Source organism: Pseudomonas sp. UYEF17 (genome assembly GCF_040546125.1).
GTDB lineage: Bacteria > Pseudomonadota > Gammaproteobacteria > Pseudomonadales > Pseudomonadaceae > Aquipseudomonas > Aquipseudomonas putida_Z.
In genome coordinates this window covers 189,892-214,154 of sequence record NZ_JBEPNE010000003.1, presented here as the reverse complement: position 1 = coordinate 214,154, position 24,263 = coordinate 189,892, and the positions used below count along the sequence as shown (strand labels likewise).

Annotated in this window: 21 protein-coding genes; 10 read left to right on the top strand and 11 right to left on the bottom strand. The window is 64.0% G+C overall.

The window, feature by feature from the left end; translation table 11 throughout:
• Positions 1-39 precede the first annotated feature (39 nt).
• On the top strand, positions 40-672 hold the full coding sequence (gene ttgR / locus ABIB24_RS06335; protein WP_025340482.1) for an efflux transport transcriptional regulator TtgR: 633 nt from the start codon (positions 40-42) through the stop codon (positions 670-672).
• 221 nt (positions 673-893) lie between these two features.
• Here ttgR and ABIB24_RS06330 read toward each other — a convergent pair whose 3' ends face one another.
• Positions 894-2,345 carry an MDR family MFS transporter gene (locus tag ABIB24_RS06330; protein WP_286918941.1) on the bottom strand — a complete coding sequence of 484 codons (1,452 nt, stop codon included), beginning with the start codon at positions 2,343-2,345 and terminating at the stop codon, positions 894-896.
• Between the two features lie 440 nt (positions 2,346-2,785).
• Here ABIB24_RS06330 and ABIB24_RS06325 point away from each other — a divergent pair, with 440 nt between their 5' ends.
• On the top strand, positions 2,786-3,655 hold the full coding sequence (locus ABIB24_RS06325) for an oxaloacetate decarboxylase (protein ID WP_354316237.1): 870 nt from the start codon (positions 2,786-2,788) through the stop codon (positions 3,653-3,655).
• Between the two features lie 133 nt (positions 3,656-3,788).
• Here the strand turns inward: ABIB24_RS06325 and ABIB24_RS06320 are convergent, their stop codons facing one another.
• Complete coding sequence (locus ABIB24_RS06320; protein WP_354316236.1) at positions 3,789-4,694, bottom strand: LysR family transcriptional regulator; 906 nt, start codon at positions 4,692-4,694, stop codon at positions 3,789-3,791.
• 103 nt (positions 4,695-4,797) lie between these two features.
• On the opposite strand from ABIB24_RS06320, the gene ABIB24_RS06315 reads away from it, so the two are divergent.
• Positions 4,798-5,673 carry an MBL fold metallo-hydrolase gene (locus ABIB24_RS06315; RefSeq protein WP_137162339.1) on the top strand — a complete coding sequence of 292 codons (876 nt, stop codon included), beginning with the start codon at positions 4,798-4,800 and terminating at the stop codon, positions 5,671-5,673.
• A 27-nt stretch (positions 5,674-5,700) separates the two neighbouring features.
• A complete protein-coding gene (locus tag ABIB24_RS06310; protein WP_274078311.1) occupies positions 5,701-6,315 on the top strand; it encodes an NAD(P)-dependent oxidoreductase in 615 nt (204 codons plus the stop codon).
• 200 nt (positions 6,316-6,515) lie between these two features.
• On the opposite strand, the gene ABIB24_RS06305 is transcribed toward ABIB24_RS06310, so the two are convergent.
• Complete coding sequence (locus ABIB24_RS06305; protein WP_354316235.1) at positions 6,516-7,391, bottom strand: LysR substrate-binding domain-containing protein; 876 nt, start codon at positions 7,389-7,391, stop codon at positions 6,516-6,518.
• A 114-nt stretch (positions 7,392-7,505) separates the two neighbouring features.
• On the opposite strand from ABIB24_RS06305, the gene ABIB24_RS06300 reads away from it, so the two are divergent.
• Complete coding sequence (locus ABIB24_RS06300; protein WP_354316234.1) at positions 7,506-9,143, top strand: 5-guanidino-2-oxopentanoate decarboxylase; 1,638 nt, start codon at positions 7,506-7,508, stop codon at positions 9,141-9,143.
• Between the two features lie 134 nt (positions 9,144-9,277).
• On the opposite strand, the gene ABIB24_RS06295 is transcribed toward ABIB24_RS06300, so the two are convergent.
• Positions 9,278-10,198 carry an AraC family transcriptional regulator gene (locus ABIB24_RS06295; protein WP_025340474.1) on the bottom strand — a complete coding sequence of 307 codons (921 nt, stop codon included), beginning with the start codon at positions 10,196-10,198 and terminating at the stop codon, positions 9,278-9,280.
• Positions 10,199-10,400: 202 nt separating this feature from the next.
• Here ABIB24_RS06295 and ABIB24_RS06290 point away from each other — a divergent pair, with 202 nt between their 5' ends.
• Together ABIB24_RS06290 and ABIB24_RS06285 are read left to right on the top strand one after the other, a co-directional pair.
• Complete coding sequence (locus ABIB24_RS06290; protein WP_137162335.1) at positions 10,401-10,694, top strand: putative quinol monooxygenase; 294 nt, start codon at positions 10,401-10,403, stop codon at positions 10,692-10,694.
• Positions 10,695-10,824: 130 nt separating this feature from the next.
• The gene (locus tag ABIB24_RS06285) at positions 10,825-11,091 is read left to right on the top strand and encodes a hypothetical protein (RefSeq protein WP_015271637.1); all 267 of its coding nucleotides are present in this window, start codon (positions 10,825-10,827) and stop codon (positions 11,089-11,091) included.
• On the opposite strand, the gene ABIB24_RS06280 is transcribed toward ABIB24_RS06285, so the two are convergent.
• On the bottom strand, positions 11,092-11,697 hold the full coding sequence (locus ABIB24_RS06280) for a flavin reductase family protein (RefSeq protein ID WP_085614260.1): 606 nt from the start codon (positions 11,695-11,697) through the stop codon (positions 11,092-11,094).
• A 118-nt stretch (positions 11,698-11,815) separates the two neighbouring features.
• On the bottom strand, positions 11,816-12,220 hold the full coding sequence (locus ABIB24_RS06275; protein WP_215520800.1) for a heme utilization protein: 405 nt from the start codon (positions 12,218-12,220) through the stop codon (positions 11,816-11,818).
• Positions 12,221-12,563: 343 nt separating this feature from the next.
• Here ABIB24_RS06275 and ABIB24_RS06270 point away from each other — a divergent pair, with 343 nt between their 5' ends.
• On the top strand, positions 12,564-13,316 hold the full coding sequence (locus ABIB24_RS06270) for a COG4705 family protein (protein WP_137162333.1): 753 nt from the start codon (positions 12,564-12,566) through the stop codon (positions 13,314-13,316).
• On the opposite strand, the gene ABIB24_RS06265 is transcribed toward ABIB24_RS06270, so the two are convergent.
• The 5 genes from ABIB24_RS06265 to bglX form a co-directional block, all read right to left on the bottom strand.
• Complete coding sequence (locus tag ABIB24_RS06265) at positions 13,295-14,434, bottom strand: Fic family protein (RefSeq protein WP_354316233.1); 1,140 nt, start codon at positions 14,432-14,434, stop codon at positions 13,295-13,297. The genes ABIB24_RS06270 and ABIB24_RS06265 overlap by 22 nt on opposite strands.
• A gap of 183 nt (positions 14,435-14,617) precedes the next feature.
• Positions 14,618-15,937 carry an MFS transporter gene (locus tag ABIB24_RS06260; RefSeq protein WP_137162331.1) on the bottom strand — a complete coding sequence of 440 codons (1,320 nt, stop codon included), beginning with the start codon at positions 15,935-15,937 and terminating at the stop codon, positions 14,618-14,620.
• 279 nt (positions 15,938-16,216) lie between these two features.
• Positions 16,217-17,551, bottom strand: a complete 1,335-nt coding sequence (gene mifR / locus ABIB24_RS06255) for a two-component system response regulator MifR (RefSeq protein ID WP_354316232.1) — start codon at positions 17,549-17,551, stop codon at positions 16,217-16,219.
• Positions 17,545-19,302, bottom strand: a complete 1,758-nt coding sequence (locus ABIB24_RS06250; RefSeq protein WP_354316231.1) for a sensor histidine kinase — start codon at positions 19,300-19,302, stop codon at positions 17,545-17,547. Before ABIB24_RS06250 ends, mifR begins: the two co-directional genes overlap by 7 nt.
• Before the next feature lie 146 nt (positions 19,303-19,448).
• Entirely contained in the window at positions 19,449-21,740 is a 2,292-nt protein-coding gene (bglX, locus tag ABIB24_RS06245) for a beta-glucosidase BglX (protein WP_025340465.1), read from the bottom strand.
• Between the two features lie 186 nt (positions 21,741-21,926).
• On the opposite strand from bglX, the gene ABIB24_RS06240 reads away from it, so the two are divergent.
• Both ABIB24_RS06240 and ABIB24_RS06235 read left to right on the top strand, forming a co-directional pair.
• A complete protein-coding gene (locus tag ABIB24_RS06240; protein WP_025340464.1) occupies positions 21,927-22,544 on the top strand; it encodes a TPM domain-containing protein in 618 nt (205 codons plus the stop codon).
• Positions 22,545-22,865: 321 nt separating this feature from the next.
• Positions 22,866-24,080 carry a class I SAM-dependent methyltransferase gene (locus tag ABIB24_RS06235; RefSeq protein ID WP_354316230.1) on the top strand — a complete coding sequence of 405 codons (1,215 nt, stop codon included), beginning with the start codon at positions 22,866-22,868 and terminating at the stop codon, positions 24,078-24,080.
• The last annotated feature ends 183 nt before the right edge of the window (positions 24,081-24,263 follow it).

The following is a 24,263-nucleotide window of genomic DNA, read 5'->3' as shown; positions in this document are numbered from 1 at the left end:
ACGCGCCGCGCGTTCGGGGCAGATGAGGTTTGTACTGCCATGGTCCGTCGAACCAAAGAAGAAGCCCAGGAAACCCGCGCCCAGATCATCGAGGCGGCGGAAAAGGCCTTCTACAAGCGCGGGGTTGCGCGAACCACCCTGGCCGACATCGCCGAACTGGCGGGTGTGACGCGGGGGGCGATCTACTGGCACTTCAACAACAAGGCCGAGTTGGTGCAGGCGCTGCTCGACAGCCTGCATGAAACCCATGACCACCTGGCGCGGGCGAGCGAAAGCGAGGACGAAGTGGACCCGCTTGGCTGCATGCGCAAGCTGTTGCTGCAAGTGTTCAACGAGCTGGTGCTCGATGCCCGAACCCGGCGTATCAATGAAATCCTGCATCACAAGTGCGAGTTCACCGATGACATGTGTGAAATTCGCCAGCAGCGCCAGGGTGCGGTGCTGGATTGCCACAAGGGCATCACCCTGGCGTTGGCCAATGCCGTGCGCCGGGGCCAGTTGCCAGGCGAGCTGGATGTCGAGCGCGCGGCGGTGGCCATGTTTGCCTATGTCGATGGCCTGATCGGGCGCTGGCTGTTGCTGCCTGACAGTGTCGATCTGTTGAAGGATGTCGAAAAATGGGTCGACACCGGGCTGGATATGCTGCGCTTGAGCCCGGCTCTGCGCAAATGACACTTTGTTAAGGATTGTGAGGGAGTGTTACCCCTTTGTGTTAAGGGGGGATTAATGCTTTCGGGTGACCTTGAACAAATCACAGATCCTGTGGGAGCGGCCTTGTGTCGCGATAGGGCTGCGCAGCAGCCCCGGCAATTTGTGCATCACTGCTGAAATCCTGGGGCCGCTTCGCGGCCCTTTCGCGACACAAGGCCGCTCCCACAGAGATCGCGTAGCTTCTAGCGTCCGCGCAGTTGCCGGTCGGGCAATGCAAACGCTGCAAACATTCCCAGCACGGCTACCCCGGCACTCCCCATCAACAGTTGCTGGAACGTCTCCAGCAACCGCCCCTGTGTCACCAGGTCCACTTCTCCGGCCTTCAGGCTCCCCAGCAACGGATTACCCAGCGACTCGAACCCGCCCTGGTGCAGCAGCGCCAGCAGCAGGCTGGACATGCACGCCACCCCCATGGCCCCGCCCAGCGAGCGGAACAGGTTGGTGGTGCTGGTGGCCACGCCGATATCCTTGCTGTCCACCGCGCTTTGCGTGCCTACCAGCGAGGTCGGGAACTGCAGCCCGCACGCGATGCCGGTCAGCAGCATGAACAGTGCACTGAGCAAGGCCGACTGCGGCGGGGTCAGCGCCATGGCGAAAATGGCCAGCGGCATCAGCAGTGCGCCGGCCAGGATCTGCGGCTTGTAGCGCCCGGTCAGGCTGGTCATGCGCCCGCCGGTGAAGGCACCCATGGGCAGCCCCATCACCAGCGGCAGGAGGTGTAGGGCAGCGCTGTCGGCACCGGCGCCGGTGATGCCCTGGTAGCGCAACGGCATGAGCATGGTCAGGGAGATCGACTGGAAACTGGCGAAGAAGATCACGCCCCAGCACAGCACCGCCACGCGGTTGCCGAACAGGCCGAGTGGCAGCAGTGGCTCCGGGCAGCGGCGCTCATGGGCGATGAACAGCACCAGGCCCAGCGCGGCGCAGGCGAACAGCGCCAGCACGGCCGAGTCGGCCCAGGCGTGGCCCTGGCCGACCAGGGTAATGCCCAGCAACAGGCTACCCAGGCCGAGGATCAGCAGCACGGCGCCAAGGTAGTCCACCTGCGCCTCGCGGCGCTGCGCCGGCATGCCGCCGAGGGCGCGGCGGATCGCCCACAGTGCAACCAGCCCCAGCGGCAGGTTGATCCAGAACACCCAGCGCCATGACAGGTATTCGGTCAGCCAGCCGCCCAGCACCGGCCCGGCGACGCTGGCCACCGCATACATGCTGCTGAAATAGCCCTGGTAACGGCCGCGCTCTCGCGGGGGCACGAAGTCGCCGATGATCGCCTGGCTCACCGAGACCATGCCACCGGCGCCAATGCCCTGCAGTACCCGGGCCAGCACCAGTTGCTGCATGTCCTGGGCCAGGGCGCAGGCGATCGAGGCCAGGGTGAACAGGCTGATGCCGGTGAGGATCATCCTGCGCCGCCCGTACAGGTCGCCCAGCTTGCCGTAGATCGGCACGGCCACGGTCATCGCCACCATGTAGCCGGAGATGACCCAGGCCAGCAGGCCGACATCGTTGAACTGCGCCGAGATCGCCGGCAGCGAGACGGCAACGATGGTCTGGTCCAGGGCGCCGAGGAAGATCGCCAGCATCAGGGCGGTGAGCACGTTGCGCAGGGTGGTGGGGGGCAGGGCGGCGGTCACGGGGATACCTTGTTTATCGGTTGAGGCCTCTTCGCGGGCACGCCCGCTCCCACAGGTACACAATGGCCTTCAAGCCCTGAGTTGTACCTGTGGGAGCGGGCGTGCCCGCGAAGGGGCCCCGAAATTGTAACCTGAGTTAGGTAGCTTCCTATGTACTATCTGCATCCCCTATGCAAGATCGGCATTGGCGCATTCATCCAGTGCTGCATGGCTGCGTGATATCGTTGGTATGCCACAGAGGCTGAAAACCGGGGGCTTGCACCAGCTTGGTGCAACATTATGCCGCAGGTTTTCGCGCCGCTGTCTCCCACACCTTTTATTCCTCTGCCTGCATGTCGAGCATGACCGCCCAGATGGCGACGGTTGGAACAGGTCAGGTAGACCCGATTACAGGGGTCGGTAGTTACCGTTCGAATTTCAACTTATTTTGCGGAGTGATCATGCCCAAGGCTTCCCATCAAGATCTGCGTTTTGCCTTCCGCGAGCTGCTCGCTTCAGGTTCCTGTTATCACACTGCATCGGTGTTCGACCCGATGTCGGCACGCATTGCCGCAGACCTGGGCTTCGAGGTCGGCATCCTCGGTGGTTCGGTCGCTTCGTTGCAGGTACTGGCTGCACCGGACTTCGCCCTGATCACCCTCAGCGAGTTCGTCGAGCAGGCCACCCGTATTGGTCGCGTGGCGCAACTGCCGGTGCTGGCTGACGCCGACCACGGCTATGGCAACGCGCTGAATGTCATGCGCACGGTCATCGAACTGGAGCGCGCCGGCGTGGCTGCGCTGACCATCGAGGACACCCTGCTGCCTGCCCAGTTCGGGCGCAAGTCCACCGACCTGATCCCGGTTGAAGAGGGCGTCGGCAAGATCCGTGCGGCGCTGGAGGCGCGGGTCGATTCGTCGTTGTCGATCATTGCCAGGACCAACGCCGGCGTACTCACTACCGAAGAAATCATCGTGCGTACCCAGAGCTACCAGAAGGCCGGAGCCGACGCTATCTGCATGGTTGGGGTGAAGGACTTCGAGCAACTCGAGCAGATTGCCGAGCACCTGACGGTGCCGCTGATGCTGGTGACCTACGGCAACCCGAACCTGCGCGACGACGAGCGCCTGGCACGCCTGGGCGTGCGCATCGTGGTCGATGGTCACGCCGCCTACTTTGCCGCGATCAAGGCCACCTACGATTGCCTGCGGCTGCAGCGCGGCCAGCAGAACAAGTCGGAAAACCTCAGCGCCACCGAACTCTCGCATACCTACACCCAGCCCGAGGACTACATCCGCTGGGCCAAGGAATACATGAGCGTCGAGGAGTGACAGCGCCATCCCTGTAGGAGCGGCCTTGTGCCGCGAAAGGGCTGCGTAGCAGCCCCGACAATATTTGATGTGGCCAAGATCCCGGGACCGCTGCGCGGTCCTTTCGCGACGCAAGGCCGCTCCCACATGGGCCTTACAAGTCCTGATCCCACTCCGGTTCGTCCTTGAACCGCTGCACCAGAAAATCCAGCATGCTGCGCAAGGTCGCCGGCATGTGCTTGCGTGAGGTGTACACCGCATTCAGGTTCAGCTCGCGTGGCCTGGCTTCGGGCAGCAGGCGCACCAGTTCACCCCGGCGCAGGGCCTCCGCGGCCTGGTAGGTCGGCAGCATGGCGATACCTGCGCCGGCCAGCGCCGCCTTCTGCAGTGTCATCGCCTCGTTGGCACTGATGTTCCCCGCCACTGGCACGGCGACTTGCTGGCCGGCCACCTCGAAATGCCACAGGCTGTGGCCGAAGTAGGCATGGGTCAGGCAGTTGTGCCGGCTCAGATCCTCGACCCGTTGCGGCGTGCCGTGCTCGCGCAGGTAGGCCGGTGCCGCACACACTGCCGAGCGGCACACACTCAGGCGCCGGGCGATCAGGTTGGGGTCCAGGTCATTGCTGGTGCGGATGGCCAGGTCGATGCGCTCGTCCACCAGGTTGACCGTGCGATCGAGCATCTGCAGTTCCACCTTCACCCCGGGGTAGCGCCGGACGTAGGCGGCCACTGCATCCACCAGCTGGGCCTGGCCGAACGAGGTGCTGACACTGATGCGCAGCGCGCCCTTGGGCGCGTCATCCGGCTGCTGCACCGCGGCCTGCAGGTCGCCAGCCAGTTCCAGCAATTGCCGGCAGCGGGGCAGGGTTTCCTGGCCGGCGGCTGTGAGGCTGAGCTTGCGTGTGGTGCGCTGCATCAGCCGTGCGCCAACCCAGTCTTCCAGCTCTGCCAGGTAGCGCGACACCACCGGCCGCGACAGTTGCAGATGATCCGCCGCCGCCGACTGGCTGCCCAGGTCGACGACGGTGACGAATACGCGCATGGCGTTGAGACGGTCCATGATTTGCCCGGTTTCAGAAACAAACTATGTTCGAGCATCGCATTTTTTGTCACGGATTGGGCAACTAAGCTGTTGGGCATTGTTCATCTGACGGGCGTTTGCGATGTCTCTTTTCACTCCTCTGCGTGGCCTGCTGCTGGCCTGTGTGACCCTGGCCGGCCCGGCGCTGGCTGCCGACCCCTTGCGGCTGGAGGTATACAACCCCGGGCATGAGGCGATCTTCCCGGTCAGTTCGGTGATCGTCAGCGGCGAGCACGACGCCATCCTCGTCGATGCGCAGTTCGGCAAGGCCCAGGCCGAGCAGCTGGTGCAGCGCCTGCGGGCAGGCGGCAAGCAGCTGACCAGCATCTACATCAGCCATGGCGACCCGGACTACTACTTCGGCCTGGATACCCTGACCCAGGCCTTCCCCGAGGCCAAGGTGCTGGCGTCGGCCGCCACGGTTGCCCATATCCGCCAGACCATGGATGCCAAGCTGGCCTACTGGGGCCCGCAGATGGGCGCGGACAAGCCGGCGCGACTGGTGCTGCCGCAGGTGCTCGAAGGCAACCGCCTGACGCTGGAAGGGCAGGCCCTCGAAGTGGTCGGCCTCGACGGCCCGCAACCTGACCGCAGTTTTGTGTGGATCCCGTCGATCAAGGCGGTGGTCGGTGGCGTGGTGGTGTCGGAGAACATTCATGTATGGATGGCCGACACGCAAACGGCCAAGTCCCACGCCGACTGGCTCGGCACCCTGGCGCACATCGAAGCGCTGGCGCCGCGCACGGTCATCCCCGGACATTACCTGGAAGACAGCAGCCGATCGCTGCAGGCCGTGCGTTTCACGGCGAACTACATTCGTGATTTCGATGCCGAGACCGCCAAGGCGAAAGACGCCGGTGCGTTGATCGCGGCGATGAAGCGACGTTACCCAGGGCTGGCCGATGAAGGCTCGCTGGAGCTGGGGGCCAAGGTCGCCAAGGGCGAGATGAAGTGGTAATTCCGTTCAACTGATGGAGAGTATCCCATGAGCAAGATTGCAATCATCGGTGCCACTGGCCGCGCTGGCAGCCAGTTGCTGGAAGAGGCCCTGCGCCGTGGCCACAGTGTGCTGGCCATCGCCCGCGACCCGTCGCGGTTGCAGGGGCGGGACGGGGTGACGGTCAAGGCGCTGGATGCCAAGGACAGCGCGGCCCTGCAAGCGGCGGTCGCGGGTGTGGATGCGGTGCTGAGTGCGGCGCATTTCTCGACCATCGAGCCACACGCCATCATCGAGCCGGTCAAGCGGGCCGGGGTCAAGCGCCTGCTGGTGGTAGGTGGGGCCGGTAGCCTGTTGCTGCCGTCTGGGCATCGGGTGATCGACAGCCCGGACTTCCCCGAGGCATACAAGGCCGAGGCCACTGCCGGGGTGCGTTTTCTGGAAGCGTTGCAACGGGAGCCGAACCTGGACTGGACCTTCCTGTCGCCGTCGGCGGAGTTCATTGAAGGTGAGCGCAGCGGGCATTACAAGCTGGGCAAGGATCATCTGTTGATCGGCGCGGATGGCAAGAGCTGGATCACCTTTGCCGATTACGCGATTGCCATGCTCGACGAACTGGAAAAGCCGCAACATTCGCGGCAGCGGTTCACGGTCGGCTATTGAGTCGCCTGCTTCGTTGGCATGAATGTATCTGGTGCAGGCAGTTCGCCTGTAGGAGCGGCCTTGTGTCGCGAAAGGGTCGCGCAGCGACCCCAGGATATCCGCCACAGTGCAATATCGCCGGGGCTGCTGCGCAGCCCTTTCGCGACACAAGGCCGCTCCTACAAGGGCTTGTGCACATCGGCGAATAGGGAAAACGGGCCTTAGAAGCTGGCCTGTCCCTCCAGCCAATCCAACAACTCCACCAGCCCCGGCGGCAAGCTCTTGGCCTGGCTCACCAGGTAATACCCCTTGCCGGTCATCACTTTCAGCGCAAACGGCATGCACAACCGCCCCCCGCGCAAGTCATCGCCGATCAGCGACCAGTCGCCGATGGCCACGCCGGTGCCCTGCGAGGCCATGGCCATCGCCATGTCCAGCGTCTCGAAATGCTGCTTCGGCCCTTGAGTGCCCAGCGTCACCCCGGCTGCCTGCAGCCATAACCGCCAGTCATGCTCATCCCGCGACGGGTGCAGCAGCATGTGTAGCGCCAGGTCCTCGACCTTCTGCAACGGTACCGGCCCTTGGCGCAATGACGGCGCGCACACCGGCGTCAGCTGCTCATCGAACAGCTTGCGCACGCGCAGCCCATGGTTCGGCGCATCGCCATACACCACCGCCGCATCGAAACCCTCGCGGCGAAAGTCCACTCCATGTTGCACCGTAGTGGTCAGCTCTACAGGCACATCCGGGCGTAGCGCCTGCCATTCCATCAGGCGTGGCAGCAGCCAGCGCATCACGCAGGTCGGTGCCTTGAGCTGCAAGGTAGTGCTGCGCCCACCCACCTCGCGCACCCCTTGTTCGATCAGCGCGAACACCTGCTGCACCCTTGGCAGCCAGTCCTGGCCTTCACGGGTCAGGCTCAGCCCACGGGCCTGGCGCTGGAACAAGGCATAACCCAGATGCTCTTCGAGGGCCGCGATCTGTCGGCTGACGGCGCCCTGGGTGATATGCAACTGCTGCCCGGCACGGGTGAAATTGCAGTGCTGGGCGGTGACCAGGAAGGTATGCAGGGCGGGCAGGGGCGGGAGGCGTTTCATTGTGCTGAGCCATGATTGCAGGACATGGCTAGTATGTGTTTTTTTGCATTGTGGCGATAGCCGTGGCTGGGTCCAATAAGGGCATAACCCAACCAAGATTCATGGTGAAACCCGATGGCAACCTGCGGCGAAGTACTGGTAAAACTCCTTGAAGGCTATGGCGTTGACCATGTCTTCGGCATTCCTGGTGTACACACCGTGGAGCTCTACCGCGGCCTGGCGGGCTCGTCCATCCGCCATGTCACCCCGCGCCACGAGCAGGGTGCCGGGTTCATGGCCGACGGCTATGCGCGGACCCGCGGCAAACCGGGGGTGTGCTTCATCATCACCGGCCCGGGCATGACCAACATCACCACCGCCATGGGCCAGGCCTATGCCGACTCGATCCCGATGTTGGTGATTTCCAGCGTGCAGGCCCGCGACCAGCTGGGCGGTGGCCGCGGCAAGCTGCACGAGTTGCCCAACCAGGCAGCGCTGGTGTCGGGTGTGGCGGCGTTTTCCCACACCCTGATGAGTGCCGATGACCTGCCGCAGGTGCTGGCCCGGGCATTCGCCGTGTTCGAAGGCGCCCGGCCGCGCCCGGTGCATATCGAGATCCCGCTCGACGTGCTGGTCGAACCGGCCGACCACCTGCTGCCGGGGCGCGTGGTACGCAGCAGCCGGGCGGGGGCAGCGCCGCAGGCCGTGGCGCAGATGGCCGAGCGCCTGGCCAATGCACAGCGGCCATTGATCCTGGCCGGGGGCGGCGCATTGGCCGCGGGCGCTGCGCTGGCGCGCCTGGCCGAACACCTGCAGGCGCCGGTGGCGCTGACCATCAATGCCAAGGGGCTGCTGCCGGCCAGCCACCCGCTGCAGATTGGCTCGACCCAGTCACTGCCAGCCACCCGGGCGCTGGTGGCCGAGGCCGATGTGGTGCTGGCGATCGGCACCGAACTGGCCGAAACCGACTATGACGTCACCTTCAAAGGTGGATTCGAGATCCCGGGCAGCCTGTTGCGCATCGACATCGACCCGGACCAGACCGTGCGCAATTACCTGCCGGCGCTGTCGCTGGTGGCCGATGCCGAACTGGCCGCCGAGGCGCTGCTCGGTGCCTTGCAGGCGCTGCCGCAACCCGTGCGTGAAAGCACGTGGGGCGCGGCCCGGGTGGCCAAGCTGCGCCAGGCACTGGCGGCAGGTTGGGACCAGCCGACCCTGAGCCAGACGCGCTTGCTGAACGCAATTCTCGAGCGCCTGCCCAATGCCATTCTGGTGGGCGATTCGACCCAACCGGTGTACACCGGCAACCTGACCCTGGACATGGACCAGCCACGCCGTTGGTTCAATGCCTCGACCGGCTACGGCACCTTGGGTTATGCATTGCCGGCGGCCATGGGCGCCTGGCTGGGCAGCGCGGAGCAGGTCGGTGAGCGTGCGCCTGCGGTGTGCCTGATTGGTGATGGCGGTTTGCAGTTCACCTTGCCGGAGCTGGCAAGCGCGGTGGAAGCGCAGGTGCCGCTGATCGTGCTGCTGTGGAATAACCAGGGGTACGAGGAAATCAAGAAGTACATGGTCAACCGGGCGATCGAGCCAGTCGGGGTGGATATCCATACGCCAGACTTCATCGGTGTGGCGCGGGCCTTGGGCGCGGCGGCGGAGCAGGTGGCAGAAGTGGCTCAGCTGCAGGTGGCGTTGGGGCAGGCAGTGGAGCGCAAGGGGCCGACCTTGATCCAGGTTGACCAGAATCAGTGGCAGGGGGCTGTGTTGGGTTGAAGTGAAGCTATTGCCTGTACCGGCCCTTTCGCGGGTGAACCCGCTCCCACAGGTACTGCACAGTTTTCAGAATCTGTGCAAAACCTGTGGGAGCGGGTTTACCCGCGAAAGGGCCGGCACAGGCAAAGCCAAACTCAGCCAGCAGTCGCCCGCAACCTCGCCACATCACGAATCGGCGGCGCGCCATACAGCCGGCTGTATTCACGGCTGAACTGTGACGGGCTTTCATACCCCACCCGGTAGGCCGCCACCGCCGCCTCGAGCCCGTCATTCAGCATCAAGCGCCGCGCCTCCTGCAGGCGCAGTTGCTTCTGATACTGCAACGGGCTCATCGACGTCACGGCCTTGAACCGGTGGTGCAAGGTCGAGGTGCTGAGGTTGACCTCCCGCGCCAGGTCCTCGATGCGCAAAGGCAGTTGGTAGTTCTGGTTGAGCCAGGTAATGGCCTGGCAAACCCGGTGGGTCTGGCTGTTGGCCAAGGCGATTTCGTACAACCGATAGCCCTGCGGCCCGCGCAGCAGGCGGTACAGGATCTCCCGACGGAACAGCGGCGCGAGCATCGCGATGTCGCGAGGGGTGTCCAGCAGGCGTATCAGCCGCAGCAAGGCGTCGAGCAACGCGGCATCGGTTCTTTCCACATACAAGCCACGACCGGAAGGCCGGTTGGGCACCAGCATCGGCCCGCTTTCGGCGATCAGCTGGCTGATTTCGGCCGGGTCCAGGTCCATGCGCAGGCCAAGGCTCGGGTGCTCGGGGCTGGCGTCGAGCTTTACGCCGCTAAGCGGCAAGGTTACCGAGACCACCATGTAGTGCAGCGGGTCGTAGGCGTACTGCTCGTCACCCAGGAACAGGCTTTTGCTGCCCTGGGCGAGGATGCACAGCGCGGGTTGCGCCAGGGTCGGTACCGAGCGCACGTTTTCGGTGTAGCGCACCAGGTACAGGTCATCGATGGCCGATGCCGGGCCGTGGGGCTCCCCGGCGTGGCGGCGGATCAGCTCGGCCAGCTCCTGGCGTTGCAGTTCCAGGCTAGGGTCGATGGACGTGGCGGTGGTCATGATGGCTTTCCTCTGCTGACCGACGCAGCATAGGTTTGGGCAATGGCGGGCGCTAGTCAAAAGCTGCACGCCGATTGCCTGATCCTGCCGCGCTGCAGGATCAGGCAATCGGCGAGCAGTAATGGCCTAACGCGTCGCGCGGGTGAGGCCCTAACCTTGGCAGCCTGGCTTTTCCGTCCGCCTGCTTCAAGGAGATTGTGCAATGACCCCGACACAACCGGTCACCCACCTTGCTTTCATCCGTGCCAGCAGCGGGCGCTCGGCGGAGCTGGGCGCGCGCCTGCGTGACCTGCTCGAGCCCTCGTTGCGGGCACCGGGCTGCCTGAGTTTCACGGTGCAGCGTTCGCAGGCTGATGCCGATTTATGGTTGCTCAGTGGCAGCTGGCAAGACCAGCAGGCGATGACTGGCTACTTTGCTTCGCCGACGCTGGAAGCGTTTGGTGAGTTGGTGCAAGAACAGGTGGTCAGCAGCCTGGATCTGCATACCTTTGATTGAGGTATTGCCTGTTCTGGCCTCATCGCCGGCAAGCCAGCTCCCACAGGGGCATCACAGGTCTTGAGGGCGGTGCAGTACCTGTGGGAGCTGGCTTGCCGGCGATAGGGCCGGTACAGGTGAATAGGGTAAGATGCTGCCCTTGATCAACCAGGTAGATAGCAACATGGCACGTAGAGAATTCCCGCATTTCGAAGCGGTTTCGGCGATGGTCCCGGTGGAAGGTGGCGGCTACAACGCGGCCATCGCGGTCAAGGCCCTGGGCATGGGCGGCGCGCCGCGCTTTCACAAGATTCTCGACGGCCAGGTGTTCAAGGGCGCCGTGGCCGCCGATGAAGCGGCCACGGCCGAGCTGCAACGCCTGCAGGGCGTCAGCGAAGAGGGTGAGCTGATCTGGTGATCAGGCCGGCGGGCGGGCCATCTTGAACAGGTTGCCCAGCTCGAAATAGTCTGCCGGGCCACCGCCACGCAGGATCGGCTCGGCAGCAGCGGTATCGTAGATACCGTTCTTCAACAGGTGCTCGGCAATGTGCACCGCCACCACTTCACCCAGGATCAGCCAGCTGGGCACCAGTTCCTGGTCGGCCCGCTTGAGCTGGACAATCTGGCTGACCTTGCACTCGAAGGCCACCGGGGTTTCGCCGACACGCGGCACGTTGACGATGCTCGACGGCTTGGCGGTGAGGCCGCTCAGTTCGAATTCGTTTATCTCGGCGGCAACCGGTGCGCAGCTCTGGTTCATCTGCTCGGCCAACGGGCGGGTTGCCAGGTTCCAGACGAACTCGCCGGTCTGCTCGATGTTGTTCAGGCTGTCTTTGCGCCCGACGCTGCAGAAACCGATGATTGGCGGAATGTAGTTGAAGGCGTTGAAGAAGCTGTAGGGTGCCAGGTTCAGGCGGCCTTCGCGGTCCTGTGAGGAGATCCAGCCGATAGGGCGGGGGCCGACGATGGCGTTGAACGGGTCGTGGGGCAGGCCGTGGCCTTTTGCGGGTTCGTAGTAATACATCTGTGCTGGGCTTGCTGGCCCTACCTCCTGGTGGACAAGACGCCTAGTGTGCCAAGCCTGTGCCCGCCTGCAAATGATCAAGCCCGGCCGAAGCCGGGCTGGGTGCTCGCATCAGGGATCAGCTGATGCGGTGGGCGTTGGTGCGATCGAAGCCATCTTCGGCGAAACGTTGGCCACCAGTGCGGTCGAAGCCGTCTTCAGCGAAGCGCTGGCCACCGGTGCGGTCGAAGCCGTCTTCGGCGAAGCGCTGGCCACCGGTGCGGTCGAAGCCGTCTTCGGCGAAGCGCTGGCCACCGGTGCGGTCGAAGCCGTCTTCGGCGAAACGCTGGCCACCGGTGCGGTCGAAGCCGTCTTCGGCGAAACGCTGGCCGCCAGTGCGGTCGAAGCCATCTTCAGCGTAGGCAGCGGATTGGCTCTGGGTCGCTGCGAAGGTGTGGGCGTTGGTGCGGTTGAAGCCATCTTCGGCGAAGGCGCCAGCAGCGAAAACCGAGAGGGCCAGGGTGAGGATCAGTTTGTTTTTCATGGTCGTTGCTCCAGGGGTTCTTGAGGTTGTTTTGTTTCTATGGGTTTAATCCTACGCCGATTAACTTGATTAAAAAGCGCAAATAATAGCGCTTAAAAATCGAATAATTAGATATATATTGGCGCGCATCTTGGGCTCTGGCAGCGGTTCTGGCTCAGGATGTGTCCGCGGATGCGCCGACGTTCTGCCAGCCATTGCAGCTTGAGGGGGTGGAATTAATGGGGCGTTAAGGATGAAAAATCTGTCATTGAAGGCTGCTCAACGCATTTTTCATACATCACCAACCGATTTTTCAAATGCTGCTCAGCACCATCGCCGCACCTCAAACCGGAGCGGCACAACAATGAACAAACTTCCGCAAATCACCTTGGCCTTCTGGGTCATGAAGATCTGCGCTACCACCCTTGGCGAAACGGCGGGTGATTTGCTGTCGATGACCCTGGACATCGGCTATGCCCTCAGCTCGCTGCTGCTGATCAGCGTGTTCCTGCTGACCTTGCTCGGCCAGCTGTACTCGCGCCGCTACCACCCGATGCTGTACTGGCTGGTGATCCTCTCCACCAGCACCGCCGGCACCACCATGTCCGACTTCATGGACCGCACCCTGGGCCTGGGCTACGCCGCGGGTTCGGCCATCCTCATCGGCATCCTGCTGCTGACCTTCCTGGTATGGCGCCTGAGCGGCAACCCGCTGGATGTCACCCGCATAAAGAACCGCACGGGCGAATTGTTCTACTGGGTGGCGATCCTGTTTTCCAACACCCTCGGCACGGCGCTGGGCGATTACCTGGCCGATGACTCGGGGCTCGGTTTTGCCGGTGGCGCACTGTTGATCGGCAGTGCCATCGCCTTGGTAGTCGTGGCCCGCTGCTGGACACGCATTCCTGGCGTGGTGTTGTTCTGGGTTGCGTTCGTGCTTACCCGCCCGTTCGGCGCCACCTTGGGCGACTTCCTTACCAAGCCCCACGAGAAGGGCGGCCTGGACTTCGGCACGGTCGGCTCTTCGGCGGTGCTGGGCGGGGTGTTGCTGGTACTGGTGCTGATGGCCACCTGGTACCAGCGCCGTGAGCCGCGTCAGGCGTTGGAGATGTCCTGAGTGTTGATGCGGTAGCGGGTACTGCGGCCCCCGCCAGGCAGGCGAACCAGGCAGGCCTTGTCGAGCAGATCGGACAGGTGGCGGGTCGCAGTGGCCTTTGATACCTTCGCCACCGCCTGGTATTGCGCTGCGTTGATGCCTTCCTCGAATCCTCGGGGGCCGCCATCGAGCAACCTGTTGAGCACCTTTACCTGTTCGGGCAGCAAACCATCTGAGCGATGTGCTTGCCAGAACCTGGCCTTGGCCAGTTTCCGGTCGATATTGGCCAGGGCCTGTTCCAGGCTGCGCAGCAGGGTAGAAAGAAACCAGGATAGCCAGCGGGTGATATCCAGGTCGCCTTTCTGGCTGTTCTCCAGCACTTGGTAATAGCCGGCCCTGTCTTCGAGGATGCTGGCAGACATGGCATAGAAACGAATGGCCTGTCGCTCACCTTGCGCCAGCGCCAGGTCGGTGATTGCCCGAGTCAGACGGCCATTGCCATCGTCGAACGGATGCAGGGTGACGAACCAGAAGTGGGCGATGCCGGCACGTAGCAGTGGGTCCAGGCTGGTGGAATCGCGACTGTTGGCAAACCAGTCGAGAAACTCGTTGAGTCGGGCTTCCAGGCCATCGCGCGGTGGTGCTTCGAAATGCACGGTAGGCTTGTCTAGCCGGCCGGAGATCACCTGCATGGGCATTTCATCACGCAACTGGCCGACCAGTATCGCTTTGCTCAAGGCGCCTTGTGCCAGTGGGAACAGCCACTGGTGCCAGGTGTACAGGCGCTGCAGGGTCAGCGGTCGGTCATACCCTTGCGTTGCATCCAGCATCAGCTCCGCCAGCCCTTCACTGCGGGCATTGGTAGGTCCATGCTCCTCGATGCCCAGCCGGCGAGCGAGGGAAGAGCGGACAGAACCCACGTTCAACTGCTCACCTTCGATTGCCGAAGAGGTGACGATGTTTTGCAGCAGCGTATCGAGGATGTTCTGGCACTCGCTGAGTGCATCGACGCTGCCGATCTTGCCCAGCAGGCGTCCTTGCATGTCGATGCAATTGCGTAGCATTGGGGCGATGGCTTCGTTTTGCCAGGTGAAGCGTGGCCAGGCAGGTTGCTGCCAGATCCATAAGGGGCTATTCATGATCCGTCCCATGAGCCGAATGAGCCGGCTATTCGGCTCACCTTGTGAGCCGAATAATAGCGCTATTCGGCTCATCCTGTGAGCCGAATAAGGCCCGTCAATCGGCTCACAGGCTGCCGCGTATCACAAAAAAAGGGCGCCCCATGCACTGGAGCGCCCCTTTTCAGTACTGCCAGGCCAGCATCACTCAGTGGTAATCCGCGAGTGCTGCTTGGTGTCCTTCATGGTCGCGTAAACCAGCAGCGAGCAGGCGATGCAGGCGGTGACGTACCAGTAGAAGCCACTCTCCATGCCGGCGCTCTTGAACCACAGGGCCACGTACTCGGCGGTGCCGCCGAAGATCGACACCGTCAGGGCGTACGGCAGGCCCACGCCCAGGGCGCGGATTTCGGTTGGGAACAGCTCGGCTTTGACCACGGCGTTGATCGAGGTGTAGCCGCTGACGATGATCAGCGCCGCCATGATCAGGAAGAACGCGCCCCACCAGGTCTGGATGGTGTGCAGGGTGCTGAGGATCGGTACGGTGAACAGGGTGCCGAGTACACCGAAGGCGATCAGGATCGGGCGTCGACCGATCTTGTCGGACAGGCCGCCGATCACCGGCTGCAGGCACATGAACAGGAACAGCGTCGCGGCCGAGATGGTGGTCGAGTCGCTGATGCTCATGCCCACGGTGTTGACCAGGTACTTCTGCATGTAGGTGGTGTAGGTGTAGAAGGCCAGGGTGCCGCCCATGGTCAGGCCGACCACGGTCATCAGCTCCTTGGGGTGGCGCAGCAGGGTGCGCATCAGGCTTTCCTTGGCCTTTTCCTTCTTGGTGAAGGAGGCGGTTTCTTCCATGCCGCGACGCAGGTACAGGGCCACCACGGCGCACAGCGCACCGATCACGAACGGTACGCGCCAGCCCCAGGCATACAGCTGCTCGGTGGTCAGGGTCTGTTGCAGGACGATCAGTACCGCCAGGGCGATGAGCTGGCCGGAGATCAGGGTGACGTACTGGAAGCTGGAGAAGAAGCCACGGCGGTCCTTGCTGGCCATCTCGCTGAGGTAGGTGGCCGAGGTGCCGTATTCACCACCCACCGACAGGCCCTGCATCAGGCGTGCAATGACCAGCAGGATGGGGGCGGCGACGCCGATGGTTTCGTAGCCCGGGGTCAGGGCGATGACCAGCGAGCCGGCGCACATCAGCAGCACCGAGGCCATCAATGCGGCCTTGCGGCCTTTGCGGTCGGCGTACAGGCCCATCAGCCAGCCACCGATCGGGCGCATGAGGAAGCCCACGGCGAAGATCGCGGCGGTATTGAGCAATTGTGCGGTGGAATCGCCGGCTGGGAAGAAGGCCTTGGCGAAGTACAGCGAGAATGCGGCGTAGACGTACCAGTCGTACCATTCGACCATGTTGCCGATGGACCCGCTGAAGATCGACTTCAGGCGGCTGGCGGTGGTTTTTTCTGTGGCAGGCGCGGTGGCCGCCCCGGCTGGCAGGGAGGTGGCATTATCCATCAGGGATACCTTCTCGTTGTTTTTGTGGAGCGCGCCGTGGCGCAGCTTGCCAAGGCAATTGCAGAAGGTGTGCCAAATGGGTGCGTTGGGCTTCAAATGGGGGCGCTGCGCGCCCCTTCGCGGGCACGCCCGCTCCCACAGGGACCGCGTGACGTCTGACTCTTCGCGTTTCCCTGTGGGAGCGGGCGTGCCCGCGAAGGGCTGCAACGCAGCCCCAAAAGAATCCAGCTAATGAGCGGTTATTTGCTTAGTGACCGAGCGCGATAGGCGGATTTCCGCTCATTCCCGCCCAATGAAGTCCTCGCGCACCAACCCATGCCGCTGCATCTTCTCGTTCAGCGTGCGCCGCGGCAGCTGCAACATTTCCATCACTGCATTGATCGCGCCCCCGTGCTGGCGCAGCGCCGCGCGCAGGCATTGCGCCTCGAACGCTTCCATCTGCTCGCTCAGCGACTGCCCGGCAGGCGCCACCTCGATGTTCGGTGAGCCCAGCCCCAATGCATGGCGTTCCGCCGCGTTAGCCAGTTCACGCACGTTGCCCGGCCAGTCGTGTGACAGCAGCTGCGCCAGTTGCGCACCCGACAGTGGTGGGGCTGCGCGGCCAAGCTTTTCGCCGGCGGCACGGGCAAAGTGCTCGAACAGCAGTGGAATGTCCTCACGCCGTTCACGCAATGGCGCCAGGCGCAGCTCGGCCACGTTCAGGCGATAGGCAAGGTCTTCGCGGAAGCGCCCGGCGCGGGCTTCTTCGAGCAGGTCGGGCTTGGTCGCGGCAATGATGCGCAGGTCGACGCTGATGCTCTGGTTGGCCCCCAGGCGCTCCAGCTTCTGTTCCTGGATCACCCGCAGCAGCTTGGCCTGTTGGGCCAGTGGCATGCTTTCGATTTCGTCGAGGAACACCGTGCCGCCGTTGGCGTACTCCAGCTTGCCGATGCGCTTGCCCTGGGCGCCGGTGAAGGCGCCGCTTTCATGGCCGAACAGCTCGGCCTCGAACAGCGACTCGGGGATGGCTGCACAGTTGAGGGCGACGAACGGCTTGCCGGCGCGCGGGCCAAAATCGTGCAGGCAGCGCGCCACGCGCTCCTTGCCACTGCCGGTTTCGCCGCGGATCAGCACATTGACCGGCAGGCAGGCCAGGTCCAGCACTTGCCGGCGCAGCTGTTGCAGGCCTTGGGACATGCCAAGCAGCGTGCCTTCCAGGCGTGACTTTAGGTCGGCCTGCTCGTGCAGCCGGCGGTTTTCCAGGACCAGCTGGCGCTTTTCCAGGGCCCGGCGCAGGCTGCCCAGCAGGTGCTGCGGGGTAAAGGGTTTTTCCAGGAAGTCGTAGGCCCCGCTGCGCATGGCTTCCACTGCCATGGGCACATCGCCGTGGCTGGTCAGCAGGATCACCGGCAAGTCGGGGTCGTCCGTCTGCAGGCGTTCGAGCAATTGCAGGCCATCCATGCCCGGCATGCGTACATCGCTGATGATTACCCCGGGAAAGTGCCGTGGCAGGTGTGCCACGCATTCTTCGGCGCGGGCGAACAGTTGCACGCTGAAGCCGGACAGGCTCAGCCATTGCTCGACCGCGGTGCGGATACTGGCTTCATCATCGACGACGATCACTGAATTCAACATACAGGCTCCAGGTCACGGGGCAGGGTAAGGCTCAGGCGCGCGCCGCCAGGCAGGTTTTCGGCCTGTAGCTGGCCACCGGCCTCGTGGACGATGCCGTAGGAAATGGCCAGGCCCAGCCCCAGGCCTTCGCCCACCGGCTTGGTGGTGAAGAACGGGTCGAAGACCTTGGCCAGGTCGGCCTCGGCAATGCCGCCACCCGAATCCAGCACGCTCAGGCGCCACAGCTCGCCGTCGGGCTCGATGCGGATCTCCAGGCGTTTGTAGCGCTTGTCGGCCATGGCGTCGAGGGCATTGCGCAGCAGGTTGATCAGCACCTGCTCCAGGCGAATGGCATCGCCGCGCACCCAGGCCGGGCGCGCCAGGTACAGGGCTACTTCCACTTCTTCGCTGCGAATGCGTGCTTCCAGCAGGTGCAGGGCCTGGTCGACCACCGTGGCCAGGTCGAGGCGCTCGCGCAGGCCGACCGGGCTGTTGCGGGCGAAGGTTTTCAGGTGGCTGGTGAGCGCGGCCATGCGTGTGAGCATCTGCTCCAGCGGCTCCAGTGCCTGGCGTGCTTCGTCATGTCGGCCATGGTCGAGCAGCAGGCGCAGGGTCTCCAGCTGCATGCGCTGGGTGGTCAGCGGCTGGTTGATTTCATGGGCCATGGCTGCCGACATCTGCCCCAGCGCCGCCAGCTTGGCCGATTGCACCAGCCCCTCCTGGGCGGTGCGCAGCTCACGGGTGCGCTCCTCGACCTGGCGCTTGAGCTCCTCCCGGCTGCGCTGGCGCAGGCGGGCCAGGCGCAGGCGCTGGCTGACGAACAGCGCAGCGAACACCAGGCTCAGCCAAACGGCGGCGGCGCCGAGGGCGGCATTGCGACCGTCGGCGGCCACCTGCGGCTTGCGCAGCAGGTGCAAGGTCCAGTTTTCACCCTCCAGTGGCAGGCTTTCCCACAGGTACTCGGCGCTGCCCTCCGGGCCTTGCACCCGGCTGAGGGTGCTGTTGTCGGCAAAGCGGGTCAGCACCTGGTGCTGCAGCGGCACCAGCGGTTGCTTGTCGTACTGACGGGTTTCGGCCAGTTCGGCACGGTCGGCACCACTGAGTGGCTGCAGTTCGCGGTAGCGCCAGCCGTCCTGGTTGGCGATGAAGGTGATGCCGCGGGCATCGCTGACCAGCAGGATGTCGCTGCCCTGGCGCCACTCGCGCTCCAGCTCGGGGAACTCCAGCTTCACCACCATGGCGCCGAGGAAGCGGCCATGCTCGTCGTTCACCGCGCTGGCGAGGAAGTAGCCCGGCACGCCACTGGTCACGCCCACGGCGTAGAAGCGGCCACTACCTTGGCTGCGGGTCTGCTTGAAGTAGGGGCGGAAACCGTAGTTGGAGCCCACGTAGCTGCTGGGCAAACGCCAGTTGCTGGCGGCGATGGCCAGGCCGGTGCGGTCGAGCAGTTCGAGGGTGGAGGAGTTGGCGGCGCCATTGATGCGTTCGAGCTTGCGGTTCAGGGCGTCCTGCACCGCTTCGCTGACCGGGCCACGCAGGGCGGCGATCAGCTCCGGGTCCAGTGCCAGCACGGCGGGCAGGGCGCGGTAGCGGTCGATCAGCGTGTGCAGGGCATTGGCGTACAGGCCCAACTGCTGGCTGGCACGCTGGGCGTCGGCTTCCATGGCCTGGCGCTTGGCCTGGTGCATGGCCCAGCCGGCGCTGAGGGCGGTGCCCAGCACGATCAGCAGGGTGATCAGCCCCAGACGCAGGGCGCGAACGGAAAAGGGCATGGGGCGGATCCGGATGAATGGGATATCAGGGCCGGCCTCTTCGCGGGTAAACCCGCTCCCACAGGTATCGCGCAGGCCATCTGCTTGCGGAGTACCTGTGGGAGCGGGTTTACCCGCGAAGGGGCCGGTACAGGCAAACCTGTCAGTTACAGCAGTTCAAAGCTCTGCTGCTGCACCGCCTGGGAATCCAGCCCGACCTGGACATTGAATTCCCCTGGCTCGGCAACCCGTTGCAGTTGGCCATTGTAGAACTTCAGGTCTTCTTCGCTGATGCGGAAGCTCAACGTGCGCGACTCGCCAGGCTTGAGCATCAGCTTCTGGAAGTTCTTCAGTTCCTTCACCGGGCGGCTCATCGATGCCGATACATCCTGCAGGTACAGCTGCACCACGGTCTCGCCTGCCACCTTGCCGGTGTTCTTCACCGTCACCTTGGCTTCCAGCGTGTCGCCACGCTTGAGGTCCTTGTTCGACAGCTTCAGCCCCGACAGCTCGAAGCTGCTGTAGCTCAGGCCATAGCCGAACGGGTACAGCGGGCCATTGGGCTCTTCGAAGTACTGCGAGGTGTAGTTGCCCGGCTTGCCCGGCGTGAAGGGCCGGCCAATACGGGTGTGGTTGTAGTACATCGGGATCTGCCCGACCGAGCGCGGGAAGGTGATGGCCAGCTTGCCGGACGGGTTGTAATCGCCGAACAGCACGTCGGCAATCGCGTTGCCGCCTTCGGTACCGGCGAACCAGGTTTCCAGAATGGCGTCGGCCTGCTCGCGTTCCCAGGCAATCGACAGTGGGCGGCCGTTCATCAGCACCAGCACCAGCGGCTTGCCGGTGGCCTTCAGGGCCTTGATCAGTTCCCGCTGGCTGGCCGGGATTTCCAGGGTGGTACGGCTCGACGACTCGTGGGACATGCCGCGGGATTCACCGACCACTGCCACCACCACATCGGACTGCTTCGCCGCCTTCACCGCCTCGTCGATCAGCACCGCGGGCGGGCGCGGGTCGTCGACGATTTCCGGTGCATCGAAGTTGAGGAAGTTCAGGTAATCGAACATCGCCTTGTCGCCGGTGACGTTGGAACCTTTGGCGTAGACCAGCTTGGCCTTGCCCTCCACGGCGCGGCGCAAGCCTTCGCGCACGGTCACCGAGTGCACTGGTTTGCCGTCGGCTGCCCAGCTGCCCATCATGTCGATCGGGGCATCGGCCAGCGGGCCGACCAGGGCGATGGTGCCGGCCTTTTTCAGCGGCAGGGTCTGGTTGCGGTTTTCCAGCAGCACCAGGCTGCGGCGCGCCACGTCACGCGCGGCATCGCGGTGCAGGCGGTCGTTGCCGTAGTAGTCCTTCAGGTCGGTTTCGGCCTTGCCGATGCGCACGTACGGGTCCTTGAACAGGCCCATGTCGTACTTGGCACCCAGCACTTCGCGCACCGCCTGGTCCAGTTCGCCCTGGGTCACTTCGCCGGACTTCAGCAGGCCTGGCAGCTCTTCGCCGTACAGGGTGTCGTTCATGCTCATGTCGATGCCGGCCTTGATCGCCAGCTTGGCGGCTTCGCGGCCATCGCGGGCGACGCCATGGCGGATCAGCTCCTGGATGGCGCCGTGGTCGCTGATGGTCACGCCCTTGAAGCCCCACTCCTTTCGCAGCAGGTCGTTCATCAGCCAGGTGTTGGAGGTGGCCGGCACGCCGTTGATCGAGTTCAGCGCCACCATCACCCCGCCGGCACCAGCGTCAAGCGCGGCGCGGTAGGGCGGCAGGTAGTCGTTGTACATTTTCGGCAGGCTCATATCGACCGTGTTGTAGTCGCGCCCGCCTTCCACCGCGCCATACAGGGCGAAGTGCTTGACGATGGCCATGATGCTGTCGGGATTGGCCGGGCTGCTGCCCTGGAACGAGCGGACCATCACCTGGCCGATCTTCGAGGTCAGGTAGGTGTCTTCGCCAAAGCCTTCACTGGTGCGGCCCCAGCGCGGGTCGCGGGCAATGTCGACCATCGGTGCGAAGGTCATGTCCAGGGCGTCGGCCGCGGCTTCGATGGCGGCGGTGCGGCCGACCTTGGCGACGGCGTCCATGTCCCAGGTCGCGGCCATGCCCAGGCCGATCGGGAAAATGGTGCGTTCGCCGTGGACGGTATCGTAGGCGAAGAACATCGGGATCTTCAGGCGGCTGCGCATGGCCGCGTCCTGCATCGGCCGGTTCTCGGGCGCGGTACGCGAGTTGAAGGTGCCACCGATGCGGCCGGCGGCGATCTCCTCGCGAATCTTGTCGCGGGGCATTTCCGGGCCGATGCTGATCAGGCGCAGCTGGCCGATCTTCTCGGCTTCGGTCATCTGGCTGATCAGATGGTCGATGAACGCCTGCTTGTCCTGCAGGGGCGGGGCGGAGGGGGCGGCGAGGGCCGCCTGACTGGCAAGGCCCATGGCCAGGCCCAGCAAAGACAGTTTCATCATCAATTCCGTTGTGGGGCCTCTGCCGTATCCACGGTGATACGCGCGCGGCCGAAGTTTTCAGGCGGCTATTGTTGTACGATTTGCAGGCATTTCTTCCAGCGGCGGATTATGCCTGAATATGTCGCCTGCGGACGAAGCCCCGAATGCCGGGACAACAACTATAAGAACGCTCAAGAGACCGACGGCATGACCCCCCTCGACGAATACCATCAGCGCCAGATCGCCGAAGCCATTGCCCGTGCCGAACGGCGCACCGATGCCGAACTGGTGACGGTGCTGGCCCGCCGGGCCGATGACTACGCCTACTGGCCGTTGTTCTGGGCCGCCGTGCTGGCGCTGGCCGTGCCGGCCCTGTTTCACTGGCTGCTGGGTTGGCCCGGAGTGCGTGGCTTGCTGGTGGCCAATGTGCTGTTGTTCGTCGGCTTGTGCCTGCTGCTGCGCAGCCCACGCCTGGCCGGCTGGCTGATCCCCCGAGCCCTGCGCCGCTGGCGCGCCTCGCGCCTGGCCCGCCAGCAGTTTCGCGAACAGAACCTGCAGCGCACTGCTGGTGCCACGGGCGTACTGATCTTCGTCAGCGAGGCGGAGCGGCATGTGGAGATCCTGGTCGACCGCGGCATCGAGCACTACCTGGATGCCACCGCCCGCGCGGCCATCGTCGCCCGCTTTGCCGAACAGGTACGCCAGGGCCGCACCTTGCAGGGTTTTGTCGAGTGCATCGAGGCGTGCGGCGAACTGCTCAGCGAGCATGTGCCGCCTACCCATGCACGTAACGAGTTGCCCAACCGGTTGGTGATTCTCGATTGAACCGAACCCCGATGGCTTGACGCGCCCCTTTTGAGAGCGGGCAAGCCCGCTCCCATAGAACTGCACATAACTCATTGAATTAGCAGGGACTCTGTGGGAGCGGCTTTAGCCGCGAACACCGGCGCAGCCGGTGCCATGCACCGCGTTGGATTCTTCGCGGCTAAAGCCGCTCCCACAGGGTACGCGTACCGCTTGCGAATTCAGTTCTCTACGCGACAGCGCAGCCCAAACGACTGGGCGATCTCCCACAGGAAGTTAGCCACCCTGTAGAATGCGCGCATTGCGCCATGCGCTCCCCGCTATCCGAGGCACCGTTTTTCCATGTCCGCCAGTTCTTCTGCCCCATCCGCGCCGGATGCGCGCACCCAGTTTCTCGACCTGCTGAACGCCGCCCTGCATGGCAATACCCTGGTCAAACTGGTATTGGCGCGCCATGTCGGTGCCGACCAGACCTTGCAACGGATCATTGCCAAGCCGCTGCAGGTCAAGGGCCAGCCGTGCCTGTCGCTGGTCTATCGCCACCAGACCCGCGACATCACCCGCAACCTGGCGCTGGACCAGGCCCAGGCGCTGGTCGCCGAGCTGCTGCCGGACAGCTTCCGCAACGCGCACCTGTTCGACGCCGACGGTGAAGTGCAGTTGACCTTCAGCAAGAAGGGCAAGCCCATGCTCCAGCGCCACGGCGCACAGGCACCGCGCGAAGCTGCCAGCAGCAGCGGCCATGACCGCGAGAAGAAGCGCTACCTGGAGCTGTCGCGGCCGTTCCTGCGTGACCTCGGCGTGACTGACGCACAAGGCGCGCTTATCCCGTCCATGTCGCGCAAGTGGAAGCAGATCAACAAGTTCATCGAAGTCTTCGACCATGCCCTGGCCAGCGCCCCGGTGCCGGCGGAGCAGGCGCTGCGGGTGGCCGACTTCGGCTCTGGCAAGGGCTACCTGACCTTTGCCATGCACGACTACCTGCGCAACAGCCTGGGCCGCGAAGCGCAGGTAACCGGCGTCGAGCTGCGCCAGGACATGGTCGACTTGTGCAATGCCGCCGCCTTGCGCCTGGAGCACCCGGGCCTGGAGTTTCAATGTGGTGACGTGCGTAGCGTGGTGCCCGAGGCCATCGAAGTGATGATCGCCTTGCATGCCTGCGACATCGCCACCGACTACGCCATCCACACCGGCATCCGCTGCAACGCCGCGATCATCATGTGCTCGCCGTGCTGTCACAAGCAGATCCGCCCGCAACTGCACAGCCCAGGGTTGTTGCAACCGATGCTGCAGTACGGCCTGCACCTGGGCCAGCAGGCCGAGATGCTGACCGACAGCCTGCGCGCGCTGTACCTCGAAGCCTGCGGGTATGAGACCAAGGTGTTCGAGTTCATTTCGCTGGAGCACACCAACAAGAACAAGATGATTCTTGCGGTGAAGCGGCGCCAGGCAGGGGACAACGGCGCGTTGCTGGAGAAGATCGGGCAGCTCAAGGCGTTTTACGGGGTGCAGGAGCATTGCCTGGAGACGTTGTTGCAGGCGGACGGGTTGCTCTGACAGCACTGCTTGCTTCTACGGGCCTCTAAAACATTCTTCGGGTCGAAGTCCCGATTCTGCGTAGGACAATTCCCAACAGTTACTTACAGCGACTCCCAGCATCATCAATTCTGTAGTGTGGCGTGCACGCTTGCCGCATTACCAGTATCTGGAGCACCCCGAGGAGCCCTGGCAATTTGGCGC

Excerpts from the sequence above, each read along its gene's own strand:
- ttgR (WP_025340482.1), top strand. The coding sequence starts at position 40 with ATGGTCCGTCGAACCAAAGAAGAAGCCCAGGAAACCCGCGCCCAGATC.
- ABIB24_RS06240 (WP_025340464.1), top strand. The coding sequence starts at position 21,927 with ATGACCCCCCTCGACGAATACCATCAGCGCCAGATCGCCGAAGCCATT.
- ABIB24_RS06310 (WP_274078311.1), top strand. The coding sequence starts at position 5,701 with ATGAGCAAGATTGCAATCATCGGTGCCACTGGCCGCGCTGGCAGCCAG.
- ABIB24_RS06280 (WP_085614260.1), bottom strand. The coding sequence starts at position 11,697 with ATGTATTACTACGAACCCGCAAAAGGCCACGGCCTGCCCCACGACCCG.
- ABIB24_RS06275 (WP_215520800.1), bottom strand. The coding sequence starts at position 12,220 with ATGAAAAACAAACTGATCCTCACCCTGGCCCTCTCGGTTTTCGCTGCT.
- ABIB24_RS06315 (WP_137162339.1), top strand. The coding sequence starts at position 4,798 with ATGTCTCTTTTCACTCCTCTGCGTGGCCTGCTGCTGGCCTGTGTGACC.
- ABIB24_RS06250 (WP_354316231.1), bottom strand. The coding sequence starts at position 19,302 with ATGCCCTTTTCCGTTCGCGCCCTGCGTCTGGGGCTGATCACCCTGCTG.
- ABIB24_RS06265 (WP_354316233.1), bottom strand. The coding sequence starts at position 14,434 with ATGAATAGCCCCTTATGGATCTGGCAGCAACCTGCCTGGCCACGCTTC.
- ABIB24_RS06235 (WP_354316230.1), top strand. The coding sequence starts at position 22,866 with ATGTCCGCCAGTTCTTCTGCCCCATCCGCGCCGGATGCGCGCACCCAG.
- ABIB24_RS06325 (WP_354316237.1), top strand. The coding sequence starts at position 2,786 with ATGCCCAAGGCTTCCCATCAAGATCTGCGTTTTGCCTTCCGCGAGCTG.
- ABIB24_RS06320 (WP_354316236.1), bottom strand. The coding sequence starts at position 4,694 with ATGGACCGTCTCAACGCCATGCGCGTATTCGTCACCGTCGTCGACCTG.
- ABIB24_RS06290 (WP_137162335.1), top strand. The coding sequence starts at position 10,401 with ATGACCCCGACACAACCGGTCACCCACCTTGCTTTCATCCGTGCCAGC.
- bglX (WP_025340465.1), bottom strand. The coding sequence starts at position 21,740 with ATGATGAAACTGTCTTTGCTGGGCCTGGCCATGGGCCTTGCCAGTCAG.
- ABIB24_RS06260 (WP_137162331.1), bottom strand. The coding sequence starts at position 15,937 with ATGGATAATGCCACCTCCCTGCCAGCCGGGGCGGCCACCGCGCCTGCC.
- ABIB24_RS06285 (WP_015271637.1), top strand. The coding sequence starts at position 10,825 with ATGCTGCCCTTGATCAACCAGGTAGATAGCAACATGGCACGTAGAGAA.
- ABIB24_RS06270 (WP_137162333.1), top strand. The coding sequence starts at position 12,564 with ATGAACAAACTTCCGCAAATCACCTTGGCCTTCTGGGTCATGAAGATC.
- mifR (WP_354316232.1), bottom strand. The coding sequence starts at position 17,551 with ATGTTGAATTCAGTGATCGTCGTCGATGATGAAGCCAGTATCCGCACC.
- ABIB24_RS06300 (WP_354316234.1), top strand. The coding sequence starts at position 7,506 with ATGGCAACCTGCGGCGAAGTACTGGTAAAACTCCTTGAAGGCTATGGC.
- ABIB24_RS06305 (WP_354316235.1), bottom strand. The coding sequence starts at position 7,391 with ATGAAACGCCTCCCGCCCCTGCCCGCCCTGCATACCTTCCTGGTCACC.
- ABIB24_RS06295 (WP_025340474.1), bottom strand. The coding sequence starts at position 10,198 with ATGACCACCGCCACGTCCATCGACCCTAGCCTGGAACTGCAACGCCAG.